This window comes from Bacillus swezeyi, assembly GCF_030908325.1.
GTDB lineage: Bacteria > Bacillota > Bacilli > Bacillales > Bacillaceae > Bacillus > Bacillus swezeyi.
In genome coordinates this window covers 3156982-3169963 of record NZ_CP133085.1, presented here as the reverse complement: position 1 = coordinate 3169963, position 12982 = coordinate 3156982, and the positions used below count along the sequence as shown (strand labels likewise).

Here is a 12982-nt window from a genome sequence, read left to right as displayed (position 1 = left end):
ATGAGAAAAATAAACTCGTGTGCATGGCCCAGCCTTGTATAAAACAAGATAAAAACGGAAAAGATGATTGACGAAATTGAAAAAGATTTAGTAATATAAGAACAAGAAAAAGTACGTGCTGAAAGATCAATAGACACCCGCTTTGAATGGGAAGAGTACAAAAACAGACGCTTACAGAGAGGGATGCCCATGCTGAAAGGCTTCCCAGCCAGTCTTTTTTGGAAGGTCGCCCAGGAGCGCAATTTCTTGAACTGAAAAGTAGAGAAATTCGGGAAAGTCCCGTTATCCCATTTAAGTGCATGAATGTGTGTTTCGCATTCATGAAAAAAGGTGGTACCGCGAAAGAGTTCTCTTCGTCCTTTTATTAGGATAAAGAGGGCTCTTTTCTATTGATCAGCCGTTTAACATTGCTGGAGGTTTAAAAATGGATAAACAAGAACTGACGATGCCGACAAAATATGATCCGGCCGTAATTGAAAAAGACAGATATGAATATTGGGTGAACGGCAAATTTTTTGAAGCCGCAAACGATCCGGAAAAAGAGCCGTATACCGTTGTCATCCCCCCGCCGAATGTAACCGGAAAGCTGCACTTGGGGCATGCTTGGGATTCGACGCTGCAGGATATTGTGACAAGAATGAAACGGATGCAGGGATATGACGTGCTCTGGCTGCCGGGGATGGACCATGCTGGAATTGCCACACAGGCAAAGGTTGAAGCAAAGCTCCGTGAAGAAGGCAAAACACGCTATGACCTGGGACGCGAAAAATTCCTTGAAGAAACATGGAAGTGGAAAGAGGAATACGCCGACTTCATTCGTAGCCAATGGGCAAAAATCGGCCTTGGCCTCGATTATTCAAGAGAGCGTTTCACCCTTGATGAAGGGCTTTCAAAAGCGGTTCGCGAAGTTTTCGTCAAGCTTTATGAAAAGGGCCTGATCTACCGCGGGGAATATATTATCAACTGGGACCCTGCGACAAAGACGGCTTTGTCTGATATTGAAGTCGTTTATAAAGATGTTCAAGGCGCGTTCTATCATATGCGCTATCCGCTGACAGACGGTTCAGGCTCCATTGAGATTGCGACAACCCGTCCTGAAACCATGCTGGGAGACACGGCAGTCGCGGTGCATCCAGAAGATGAACGGTATCAACATTTAATCGGAAAAACGGTTGTTCTGCCGATCACCGGAAGAGAAATTCCGATTGTCGCAGATGAATACGTCGATATGGAATTCGGCTCAGGCGCTGTTAAAATCACGCCTGCCCATGATCCGAACGATTTTGAAATCGGAAACCGCCACAACCTTGAACGGATTCTTGTCATGAATGAAGACGGAACAATGAATGACAATGCCCTTCAGTATAAAGGAATGGATCGTTTTGACTGCCGCAAAGCAATCGTCAAAGACCTTCAAGAACAGGGCGTTCTTTTCAAAATCGAAGAGCATGCGCATTCCGTTGGTCATAGCGAGCGCAGCGGCGCAGTCGTTGAACCGTACCTTTCAACACAATGGTTCGTCCACATGCAGCCGCTTGCCGATGCGGCAATCGAATTGCAAAGAAGCGAAGGGAAAGTCAATTTTGTTCCAGACCGCTTTGAAAAAACATATCTTCACTGGATGGAAAATATCCGTGATTGGTGCATCTCCCGTCAGCTGTGGTGGGGTCATCGGATTCCGGCTTGGTATCATAAAGAAACAGGTGAAGTCTATGTCGGACTTGAAGCGCCTGAAGACGCCGAAAGCTGGGAACAGGACAAAGATGTTCTTGATACGTGGTTCAGCTCGGCGCTGTGGCCGTTTTCAACGATGGGATGGCCTGATATTGACGCTGAAGATTTCAAGCGCTATTATCCGACAAACGTCCTTGTGACCGGTTATGATATTATTTTCTTCTGGGTATCCAGAATGATCTTTCAAGGTATCGAGTTTACGGGAGAACGTCCGTTTAAAGATGTCTTGATTCACGGACTCATCCGCGATGACCAGGGCCGCAAGATGAGCAAATCACTCGGAAACGGCGTCGATCCTATGGAAGTGATCGATAAGTACGGATCTGATTCACTGCGCTACTTCCTTGCGACAGGAAGCTCACCTGGGCAGGATCTGCGCTTCAGCTTTGAAAAAGTTGAATCAACATGGAATTTTGCGAACAAGATTTGGAATGCCTCAAGGTTTGCATTAATGAATATGGATGGCATGACATACGATGAACTCGATTTATCCGGTGAAAAATCGGTCGCCGACAAGTGGATATTAACGAGGTTGAATGAAACGATTGAAACGGTGACACAGCTCGCTGAAAAATATGAATTCGGTGAAGTCGGCCGCCACCTTTACAATTTTATTTGGGACGATTTCTGCGACTGGTACATCGAAATGGCCAAACTTCCGCTTTACGGCGATGATGAAGCGGCGAAAAAGACGACCCGCTCCGTCTTAGCGTATGTGCTGGATCAGACGATGCGTCTTCTGCATCCGTTTATGCCATTCCTGACAGAAGAGATTTGGCAGCACCTTCCTCATGAAGGAGAATCTATTACTGTCACGAAGTGGCCTGAAGCCGTCAAAGAATACTCCGACAGCGAGGCTGCGGCAGATATGAAACTTCTCGTTGAAGTGATCCGCGCCGTACGGAACATCCGCAGCGAGGTCAATACGCCGCTCAGCAAACAGATTGAGCTTTATATTAAAACAAGCTCGACGGAAATCGCTGCCCGCCTTGAAGAGAACCGCTCATATGTGGAGCGCTTCACAAATCCGAGCCTGCTTCAAATCGGAACGGAGGTCAAAGCGATTGATAAAGCGATGACAGCTGTCGTTTCAGGAGCCGAATTGATCTTGCCGCTCGAGGGTCTGATCAACATTGACGAAGAAATCAGCCGCCTTCAAAAAGAGCTCGATAAACTGACGAAGGAAGTTGAACGGGTTCAGAAAAAATTAAGCAATGAAGGCTTTATCAAAAAAGCGCCGGAACACGTCATTGAAGAAGAACGGGCGAAAGAAGCCGATTATACAGCTAAGCGGGAAGCTGTAGAAAAGCGGATCGCTGAATTGAAAAACTAAAAATCCGAAAAAAGAGGGTGTTTTCCGGCCTCAGGCAAGGCTGGAAAGCACCTTCATCATTGAAGAGAGGGAATACGCTTGTTCAAAACATTTGATGAAGCACTCAGATGGATTAACGGAAGGCTCAAATTTGGCGTCAAGCCGGGTTTGGAACGGATGGATTGGCTGCTAGAAGCGCTTGGCCGTCCTGAGAAAAAGCTCAACGCCATCCATGTAGCCGGAACAAACGGAAAAGGGTCAACGATCGCTTTTATCCGCTCGATATTAAATGAAGCCGGGTATTCAGCAGGCACCTTCACTTCTCCGTTTATCATTACCTTTAATGAGCGGATCAGTGTTGACGGCATGCCGATTTCAGATGAAGAATGGACGGCGCTCTTTAATGAAGTCGGCCCTCTTGTTCTCGAGCTTGAAAAAACCGAATTCGGAGCGGCTACCGAATTTGAAATCATTACGGCGTGTGCATTTTTATATTTTGCAAAGTACCGCAAGACCGATTTTGTTATTTTTGAAACCGGTCTTGGAGGCCGCCTGGATTCAACGAATGTCATTGAATCGATCCTGACGGTCATTACTTCAATCGGCTATGATCATACGGCGATTTTGGGGGAGACGCTTGAAGAGATCGCCTGTGAAAAAGCGGGGATCATCAAACCTGGCGTTCCCGTTTTAACAGCCGTTCACCAGCCTGAAGCGGCCGATGTGATCAAATGTAAAGCAAAGGAAAACGAATCCCCCCATATGTCCCTTCATGAGCGGTGTGAACGATATGGGGAACACTCATTGCCTGATGGCGAACAGTTTTCTCTTAAAACACCGGCTCATCATTACGAACAGATGGAAACGAGTCTGATCGGCACCCATCAGCGGCAAAATGCCTCCTTAGCGATTCTTGCAGCTGAGTGGCTGACAGCTGAAAAACATGCACACATCAGCCCGCGGGATATACGTGCCGGTATAAAAAAAGCGGCATGGGCCGGCCGTTTTGAAAAAATTTTGGACAAACCGCTGACATTTATTGACGGCGCTCATAACAAGGAGGGCGTAGACAGGCTGGCCGAGACGATTGCGGCCCGCTTTGCGGATCGGAATGTCCATGTCTGCTTCAGTGCATTAAAGGATAAGCCATATACAGAAATGATTCGCAAAATGGAGGCGTTTGCGTCTTCCATTCATTTTACGTCCTTTGAATTCCCGAGAGCCGAATCTGCCCAAAAGATGTTCGAAGAGAGCCGATCCAGCCATAAAACATATGATGAACAAATCGACTCCGTCTTTCATTTGATTGAAGAAAAAACTGTGGATGAACAATCGGTTGTTGTCATCACGGGTTCGCTTTACTTTATTTCTGCCGTCAGGTCGGCTTTGAAAAAATGAGAAATAAAAATGCGTTTTTAGCCTCGGCTAAAAGCGCATTTTTTATTTTTAAGAAAAGCGAAATTTCTTTCTGTTTGCTAAAATAACTGCTCCCGGCCGCATATGTTCCAGCCGGGAAAATTCACATGTGAGGCTGATGCTTATGTTTTTGGCTTATCTTTTTCTAGCAGGCTTAGTGCTCGGCTCTTTTTTTAATGCCGCCGGCCGCCGCATACCTGCAAAAATATCTCTGATCACCCCCCGCTCCTCATGTCCTGTCTGCCGCCGCAAACTGACCTTTCTTGAGCTTATACCGGTTTTATCCTATCTATTTCTGCAAGGAAGATGCAGAGGCTGCAAAAGCCCTGTTTCTATTGTTTACCCTGCTGTTGAACTGTCTGCAGCCATGCTGTTTGTTTTGGCGGGGCTCCGGTTTGGCTGTCAGGGAGAACTGGTGATTGCACTCGCTCTTATTTCCTTGCTGCTGATTGTTTTTGTCTCAGATGTCGTGTATATGGTGATTCCGGATACCATCCTTTGTTTTTTTCTGCCTTTTTTCGTCATTGGCAGAGTGCTGGTTCCGCTTGAGCCGTGGCATTCCAGTTTGACAGGAGCGATAGCCGGCTTCCTGCTTCCGCTGTTTACAGTGGTGGTGACAAGGAATGGAATCGGCGGGGGAGATGTCAAGCTGTTTGCCGTTATTGGTTTTGTCCTCGGCTCCAGGCTGATATTTCTCGTATTTTTCCTCTCCGCAGCGGCCGGAACCGTGCTGGGTATTGCCGGAATACTGGCAGGAAAGGTTAAAAGGCGGGAGCCGATGCCTTTTGCACCTGCCATTTTGATCGGAACGCTGGCTTCCTGTTTTTACGGCCAACAATTGATAGATCGATATATTCAATTTATGCTTGTTTGAAAAAATTGACGAAACCTTTTTGAGCGAGACGACAAAAGTCTTGTTCTTTTTTTTTCGGGCTGTGATAAAGTGTGGACAATAAGAGGGACAGCCTTTAGGAGAACTCCTCCTTCCTTTTGGCTTCCCTCTGCTGGCACGTTTCATAAAGGCGGGTTTCCGTCTTAAAGCTAACTATAATTTTAGAACGGAAGCGAGGGAAGGACATGAAAAAACGGAAAAGCAAGAGAAATTCTGCCGGTCAACCGCCGAAAGAAGATCCGCTAAAAGTGATGATCAACGGCAAGGAAGAGACGATTTACGGAACTGAAAAAGAGTTTTTAAAGAAAAATGAAGAAAAAAAACTAACCTTTTCGAATTGGGAAGAAAAGCGAAAGGCAGAACAGGAAATTTCGGCTTCAAAAGAAGACGGAAAACCTGAGGCGGACGAGTTTACATGGGTTTCGCCGGATGAAGAAGAAAACGTGTATCAAGACGACCCGAAAGTGGTGGCGCCATATCAAAAGAAAAACGAAAACAAAAGCTACCAAAAGCCTAAAAGATCACTTTCAAATCCTGTTAAGCGTTTCGCGGCAACGATTATTTTTGCCGTTTTGCTTGGCACCGGTCTTGGGGTGTTTGCGCTGAATCTGGCAGCCAATAAAGAAGGAGTGCCGGCATCGGGCAGCCTCGGTGCAGATGCAGAAGACAGCCAGACGGCCAAAGCTGGTGATGACGGACAGCAGACAGAAGGAGAAAAAGCTGCCGGCAAAGCAGGTGAAGAATTTAAAAGTTTTGCCGTCCAAGCGGGCAAGTTTTCTTCAAAAGAAGGGGCGGAAGCTATGGCTTCTCAAATTGTTGATAAGGGGTATGCTGCCGTAACGCTTGCAAAAGATGACGGATTTTATGTCATTGCCGGCATAACCGGGGAAAAGCAAATGACATCTGAACTTGGGCAGATATTAATAGAAAATGATTTTGAAGCATGGGGCGGAAAGGAGCTTCCGATTTCACTCGCTTCAGGATTGACCCCGGTATTTAAGGAAGCGGCAGAGCTGTCGGCGAAGGCAATTCTCGGCGCTGAGGTCACCTCAAAAAACATCGCTGATCTGAAAGCGGAAATCGATGGGATTCAATCGTACGGAGACACTGAAAAAATAAAAGAGGGCATACTTGAAGCTGTAGACCTGCTGGAGAATCCGACGGCAGCGAACGGCTGGAAAAGCCAGCAGCTTTTGCTGGGTCAAATCAAGTAAAGGATAAAAGAAAAACCAGCCGGTGCGCTGGTTTTTTATTTTCTCGCTTTTTGTCATCAAAAAGTTATTTTTCTGAAATTGTGGATGCGGCGTTCTTTTGGTAGGATAAAACAGGTATCTTTTTTTCTTATGCAAAAACCCTTGAAAGGATGGCTTCTTATGACACAACCGCTGATTTTGGCTTCACAATCACCCCGCAGAAAGGAACTCCTCGATCTCCTGCAAATTCCGTACAGTATTGTCGTCAGCAAAGCGGAAGAAAAATTAAACCGAAACTTTTCACCCGCAGAAAACGTCAAATGGTTGGCGGAACAAAAAGTGCGGGTAGTAGCCGAACAATATCCTGATGCTGTTGTACTTGGCGCTGACACCATTGTGTGTTATGACGGCGTTTGTTTGGGCAAGCCCAAAGATGCCGATGAGGCGGAACGGATGCTCAGGATGCTTTCCGGACAAACCCATTCAGTGCTCACAGGTGTCTGTATCAAGTCAAACAGCAGATGCGAAACATTTTTTGAAGAAACCGAGGTCACTTTTTGGCCCCTTGAAGATAAGGAAATCAGCGCCTATATCGCAACAGGCGAACCGTTTGATAAAGCGGGTTCTTATGGGATACAGGGAAAAGGCGCGCTGTTTGTCAGGCATATAAAGGGAGACTATTATACAGTAGTCGGCCTGCCGATTTCCAAAACGATGAGAGTGCTGAAAAAGTTTGCTCTTCACTCCTTTTGATGAACCGAACGAGAAGGGGAATCACAGGGAGGGTTTATCATAAACGATCAGCCTTTGAAATTAAGAGACTTTCCGGAAGATGAAAAGCCGCGGGAACGGCTGCTGAACATAGGCGCCGAAAGCCTGTCCAACCATGAATTGCTGGCGATTCTGCTCAGGACCGGCACAAAAAAAGAATCGGTTCTGCAGCTGTCAAACCGCCTGATTCAGACGTTTGACGGACTGCGCTTATTAAAAGAAGCCTCAGTTGAGGAACTTTCCAGCATCTCCGGAATCGGCCGTGCAAAAGCCGTTCAAATTTTGGCGGCGCTTGAGCTTGGACGGCGCATTCACAAACTGGTTTATGAAGAGCGGCACGTGATCCGCTTTCCGGAAGATGCAGCGAATGTTTTAATGGAGGACATGCGTTTTTTATCACAGGAACACTTCGTCTGCCTTTACTTGAACACTAAAAACCAAGTGATTCACAAACGCACGGTATTTATCGGAAGCTTGAACTCTTCGATTGTCCATCCAAGGGAAGTGTTTAAAGAGGCTTTGAAGCGGTCTGCCGCTTCTTTCATCTGCGTCCACAATCATCCGTCAGGAGATCCGGCTCCGAGCCGCGAGGATATTGATGTAACAAGGCGTCTTGGCGAATGCGGACAGCTCCTCGGAATCGAATTGCTTGACCATATTGTCATCGGCGATCAAAAATTTGTGAGCTTAAAAGAAAAAGGATATTTGTAACACTTTTTTTTTCATTAAATTAAGCTATAATAGAGTTTATGGGTTTTTGCTTAGGAATTTTGTTTTAAGAAAGGAAGATACATACAAATGTTTGGAATTGGTGCGAGAGACCTTGGAATAGATTTAGGAACGGCGAATACGCTTGTTTTTGTTAAAGGAAAAGGAATTGTTGTCAGAGAGCCTTCTGTCGTAGCGCTGCAAACGGACACAAAACAAATTGTCGCAGTCGGAAACGACGCGAAAAACATGATTGGACGGACTCCCGGGAATGTCGTTGCACTCCGCCCGATGAAAGACGGAGTCATCGCTGATTACGAAACAACGGCAACGATGATGAAACATTATATTAGTAAAGCTGTGAAAAACAAAGGATTGTTTGCAAGAAAGCCTTATGTTATGGTTTGTGTGCCTTCAGGCATCACAGCCGTTGAGCAGCGGGCGGTTATTGATGCCACTCGCCAGGCTGGAGCGAGGGAAGCATACCCGATTGAAGAACCGTTTGCCGCGGCGATCGGTGCGAACCTTCCAGTATGGGAGCCGACAGGAAGCATGGTCGTCGACATCGGCGGCGGAACGACCGAAGTCGCGATTATTTCCCTCGGAGGAATTGTAACATCCCAGTCTATCCGCGTCGCCGGAGATGAAATGGATGATTCTATCATTACTTATATCAGAAAAACATATAACTTGATGATCGGGGACCGCACCGCAGAAGCTATCAAACTTGAAATCGGCTCTGCTGAAGCACCTGAAAACGGAGAAAGCATGGAAATCCGCGGCCGTGATCTTTTAACCGGACTTCCAAAAACCATTGAAATCACCGAAAAAGAAATTACGGCTGCATTGCGCGACACCGTCACCGCCATTGTCGACGCCGTGAAAAATACGCTTGAAAAAACCCCTCCTGAACTTGCGGCGGACATTATGGACCGAGGAATTGTCCTGACAGGCGGCGGTGCGCTTCTTCGCCATTTGGACAAAGTCATCAGCGAAGAAACGAAAATGCCGGTTTTAATTGCGGAAGACCCTCTTGACTGTGTAGCGATCGGAACAGGTAAAGCACTAGAGCAAATTCATCTATTTAAAGGCAAAAATTAAGGACACAGGGAATAGAAGAGGTGTATAATCATGCCGCAGTTTTTTACAAATAAACGGTTGATGCTTTTACTCCTTTGTATCATCATTTTAGTGGCAATGATTGGATTTTCGTTGAAGAACGACCGGAATGCAACTTGGCCCGAAAAATTTATTGGCGATACAACTGGTGTATTCCAAACTATTTTTCATACGCCCGCTCAGTTTTTCGCGGGCTTCTTTGAAAATGTAGAGGACTTAAAAAATACGTATAAAGAAAATGAACGCCTGCGGAAGAAGCTGGACGGCCAAACACAATATGAAGCAAAGCTTCAGGAGCTCGAAAATGAGAATAAGTCTTTGAGAGAAGAGCTTGGCCATTTGAAGTCAATCAAAGATTACACGCCGATTTTAGCTAGTGTCATCGCCAGAAATCCGGATAAATATGAGTGGTGGAACCTGATCACGATAAACAAAGGTTCAAAACACGGAGTTGAAAAGGATATGGCGGTAACAGATGAGACCGGAAACCTGATCGGGAAAATCAAAAGCACAAAAGTGAATAATTTCACTTCGATTGTCCAGCTATTAAGTGCAACAGACAGAAACAACAGAATTTCTACGGTCATCGCTGCAGATAAAGGCAAGAAAACAGTAAACGGCATCATTAACGGATATGATGCCGACAAAAAGGCGCTTTCAATGGAGATTATTGAGCCTGATGAAGATAGGGAAGTGAAAAAAGGAGATCTTGTCGAAACCTCAGGAGCAGGCGGCGTTTTTCCGAAGGGCTTAACGATCGGAAAAGTGACAGAGGTGGAACCTGATTCCTACGGCTTAACGAAAATCGCTTACGTCGAGCCGGCTGCTGATTTATATAATCTTGACAATGTAATCGTTGTTGACCGGACGCTCGATACGGTTGATGTCGACAAGATGGACGATGAAAAGGAGGAAGGTTCGTGAAACGTTTCCTTCTTCCCGTCGTCATGATGTTTGTTTTGGTATCTGACAGCGTGTATGCGGATTTTATCAAACTCCCTTTTGTAACGGAGGATCAGCAGCTGATTTCGCGTTTTATTCTGCTGGTTTTGGTTTTTATGACGGCTTATGTCAATCAGCCTTTTGCTATTACATATGGATTTATTTTCGGACTGTTATATGATATTAACTATACCGACCTTTTAGGTGTATATATGTTTGGTTTTGCCGGTATTTGCTATTTATCGTCAAAAGCATTTAAAGTCTTGCAGACGAATGCGCTCGTCGTCATCTTTATATCGGTGCTCGCCGTCTGCATTCTTGAGTTTTACCAATACGGCGTGCAGATGTTGATTCGTCCGGAAATCATGCCGTTCCACCAATTTGTGCTTGGAAGGCTTCTGCCTACGCTTGCGCTGAACGCTGTCGGCGGTATTTTACTCATCTATCCGTTTAAATGGTTTTTTACCAGTCTTAAGAAAGAGCTTAGGGACGAGTAAAAAAAGGATTTTATGAGCCGATGTCGAAATGAGTATGATGTTGAGGTGAACACCGTGAAGACCCAAAAGCAGCAATACGTAACAATTAAAGGAACGAAAAATGGACTGACGCTTCATCTTGATGACACATGCTCTTTTGAAGAATTACTGTACGGTCTTCAGGATATGCTGTCACTCGAACATTATATGGATGGAAAAGGCCAGAAAATCAGTGTTCTCATTAAGCTCGGACACCGTTATGTGACAAAGGAACAAGAAGAAAAACTGACCGAAGTGATCACTGAAAAACAAAACCTGTTTATCCACTCCATTGAAAGTGAAGTCATGACCAAGAAAGAAGCAAACCGCCTAAAAGCCGAAAGCGAGATCATTTCTGTCGCTAAGATTGTCCGTTCAGGACAAGTGCTGGAAACAGAGGGCGATCTGCTTCTCATTGGGGATGTGAACCCGGGAGGAATGGTGAAAGCCGGAGGGAATATTTTTATCCTCGGCTCATTAAGAGGGATTGCCCACGCTGGTTTTAATGGAAATAAACGAGCTGTTATTGCGGCTTCGGACATGAGACCGACTCAGTTGCGTATCAATCATGTGCTCAATCGCTCCCCAGACCACATCCAAGAAGGGAACGACAACATGGAATGTGCTTATTTAGATGAAAATGAGAATATGGTCATTGACCGCCTTCAACAATTAGCTCATTTAAGACCTAGTTTAACAAGGCTTGAGGGAGGAATGTAAAATTGGGTGAAGCTATCGTAATAACCTCGGGGAAAGGCGGAGTAGGGAAAACAACGACATCCGCAAATCTTGGCACCGCCTTGGCCATTTTAGGAAAACGGGTATGCCTCGTTGATACAGACATTGGGCTGCGCAATCTGGATGTTGTCATGGGCCTTGAAAATAGAATTATCTATGATCTGGTGGATGTTGTTGAGGAAAGATGCAAAATCCATCAGGCGCTTGTAAAGGATAAACGCTTTGACGATTTGCTTTATTTGCTGCCGGCTGCGCAGACAAGCGACAAATCTGCCGTTTTGCCTGAGCAGATGGTCAAGTTAATCACGCAGTTGAAACAGGACTTTGATTATATCGTTATTGACTGTCCGGCAGGGATTGAACAAGGGTATAAAAATGCGGTATCAGGCGCAGACAAAGCGATCGTTGTGACTACACCGGAAATTTCCGCTGTTCGCGATGCCGATCGGATCATTGGGCTTCTTGAGAAAGAAGAAAACATCGAGCCGCCGCGTCTGATCGTCAACCGGATCCGCAACCATTTAATGAAAAACGGCGATACGCTTGATGTCGATGAAGTGATCCAGCACTTGTCGATCGAATTGATCGGTATTGTCGCTGATGATGATGAAGTCATTAAAGCGTCCAACAATGGAGAGCCTGTTGTCATGGACCCGAATCACAAAGCTTCGATCGCCTACCGGAACATCGCCCGCCGCGTTCTGGGCGAATCGGTGCCTTTACAGTCGTTTGAAGAAGAAAATAAAGGCGTATTTGCTAAAATTAAATCATTTTTTGGCGTGCGTGCTTAAAGGAAAAAAGCAATCTCATCACCTGAGATTGCTTTTTTTATAGCTTCATTTTTCTTTATCCCTGATCTCGACCTTATGTTTCAGCATTGAAAGCTTGTTGTCCCAATACTGGTCGAAATACGAGAGCCACTGCTGCAATTCGTTCAGCGGCTCTGGATGCAGTCTGTACAGCTTTTCTCTTCCAACCTTGCGTCCGCTCACAAGCTGCGCTTCAGATAAAACCCGCAAGTGCTTTGTCACGGCAGTCCGGCTTATCGGGAAATGTCTGCTGATATCAGCAATGGGCAATTCCTGATCGGCAAGGAGCTTCATCAGCTTTCTCCGGGTGGGATCTGAAACGGCTTGAAACACATCGTGTTTTCGTGCGGATGATGACACTAGTTTTCAACTGCCTGACGAAGCTTTTGATTGACGATGTTTTCCCAGCCGCCGTTCATCCTGTTGCGGACATCCGCCTGCTTTTCGCCGGCTTTTGAAACCGTTTCTTCCGGATCTCCCCATCCCGAATGGATCAAGGTGAATTCTGTATTTCCGTCAGCCGTCTCGTTCAGTTCAAATGTAATAATCCAGCCTGATGTGTCCCAGCTGAAAGCGAGGCGGTGCGGTGCTTCAAGTTCAATCACTTTGCACGGGGAAGGTCCGAACGGTGACTGCAGGGTAAACTCATAGCCGATTTCCGGCCGAAAATCATTCGGCATGAACCAGTCGGCAATCCCTTCACTAGTGGCCACAGCCTCCCACACTTTTTGAATCGGTGCATGAAATACAACCTTTTTATGTATATCAGGCACATGTTGCTGATGATTTTCCTTCATTGCATACAACCTCCATCATCAAAATAAAACCAAAAG

13 protein-coding genes and 1 other annotated feature are annotated in these 12982 nt (G+C 45.9%); of the genes, 11 read left to right on the top strand and 2 right to left on the bottom strand.

The window, feature by feature from the left end; translation table 11 throughout:
- Positions 1 to 133: 133 nt before the first annotated feature.
- Positions 134 to 364 (top strand) — a binding site (T-box leader).
- Positions 365 to 424: 60 nt separating this feature from the next.
- The 11 genes from RBH91_RS15720 to minD all read left to right on the top strand — a co-directional run bounded on the left by RBH91_RS15720 (position 425) and on the right by minD (position 12131).
- Positions 425 to 3067: a valine--tRNA ligase gene (locus RBH91_RS15720; RefSeq protein ID WP_307892162.1), complete on the top strand. Its 2643-nt coding sequence runs from the start codon at positions 425 to 427 to the stop codon at positions 3065 to 3067.
- Between the two features lie 78 nt (positions 3068 to 3145).
- Positions 3146 to 4444 carry a bifunctional folylpolyglutamate synthase/dihydrofolate synthase gene (locus RBH91_RS15715; RefSeq protein ID WP_307892161.1) on the top strand — a complete coding sequence of 433 codons (1299 nt, stop codon included), beginning with the start codon at positions 3146 to 3148 and terminating at the stop codon, positions 4442 to 4444.
- A gap of 142 nt (positions 4445 to 4586) precedes the next feature.
- Positions 4587 to 5336 (top strand): prepilin peptidase, encoded by a 750-nt coding sequence (locus tag RBH91_RS15710; RefSeq protein ID WP_307892160.1) that lies wholly within the window; start codon positions 4587 to 4589, stop codon positions 5334 to 5336.
- A 203-nt stretch (positions 5337 to 5539) separates the two neighbouring features.
- Complete coding sequence (locus RBH91_RS15705; protein WP_307892159.1) at positions 5540 to 6568, top strand: SPOR domain-containing protein; 1029 nt, start codon at positions 5540 to 5542, stop codon at positions 6566 to 6568.
- 159 nt (positions 6569 to 6727) lie between these two features.
- The gene (locus RBH91_RS15700) at positions 6728 to 7300 is read left to right on the top strand and encodes a Maf family protein (RefSeq protein ID WP_076763009.1); all 573 of its coding nucleotides are present in this window, start codon (positions 6728 to 6730) and stop codon (positions 7298 to 7300) included.
- A gap of 54 nt (positions 7301 to 7354) precedes the next feature.
- Positions 7355 to 8029 carry a RadC family protein gene (gene radC / locus RBH91_RS15695; protein WP_076763007.1) on the top strand — a complete coding sequence of 225 codons (675 nt, stop codon included), beginning with the start codon at positions 7355 to 7357 and terminating at the stop codon, positions 8027 to 8029.
- Positions 8030 to 8116: 87 nt separating this feature from the next.
- The gene (locus tag RBH91_RS15690; RefSeq protein WP_076763005.1) at positions 8117 to 9127 is read left to right on the top strand and encodes a rod shape-determining protein; all 1011 of its coding nucleotides are present in this window, start codon (positions 8117 to 8119) and stop codon (positions 9125 to 9127) included.
- 30 nt (positions 9128 to 9157) lie between these two features.
- Entirely contained in the window at positions 9158 to 10069 is a 912-nt protein-coding gene (mreC, locus tag RBH91_RS15685) for a rod shape-determining protein MreC (protein ID WP_076763003.1), read from the top strand.
- Positions 10066 to 10584, top strand: a complete 519-nt coding sequence (gene mreD / locus RBH91_RS15680; RefSeq protein WP_307892158.1) for a rod shape-determining protein MreD — start codon at positions 10066 to 10068, stop codon at positions 10582 to 10584. Before mreC ends, mreD begins: the two co-directional genes overlap by 4 nt.
- A 54-nt stretch (positions 10585 to 10638) precedes the next feature.
- Positions 10639 to 11322 (top strand): septum site-determining protein MinC, encoded by a 684-nt coding sequence (gene minC / locus RBH91_RS15675; protein ID WP_076762999.1) that lies wholly within the window; start codon positions 10639 to 10641, stop codon positions 11320 to 11322.
- Between the two features lie 2 nt (positions 11323 to 11324).
- Entirely contained in the window at positions 11325 to 12131 is an 807-nt protein-coding gene (gene minD, locus RBH91_RS15670) for a septum site-determining protein MinD (RefSeq protein ID WP_076762997.1), read from the top strand.
- 45 nt (positions 12132 to 12176) lie between these two features.
- On the opposite strand, the gene RBH91_RS15665 is transcribed toward minD, so the two are convergent.
- Both RBH91_RS15665 and RBH91_RS15660 read right to left on the bottom strand, forming a co-directional pair.
- A complete protein-coding gene (locus RBH91_RS15665) occupies positions 12177 to 12509 on the bottom strand; it encodes an ArsR/SmtB family transcription factor (protein WP_148958197.1) in 333 nt (110 codons plus the stop codon).
- On the bottom strand, positions 12509 to 12946 hold the full coding sequence (locus RBH91_RS15660; protein ID WP_076762993.1) for an SRPBCC family protein: 438 nt from the start codon (positions 12944 to 12946) through the stop codon (positions 12509 to 12511). The genes RBH91_RS15665 and RBH91_RS15660 overlap by 1 nt, the downstream gene beginning before the upstream one ends.
- Between the last annotated feature and the right edge of the window lie 36 nt (positions 12947 to 12982).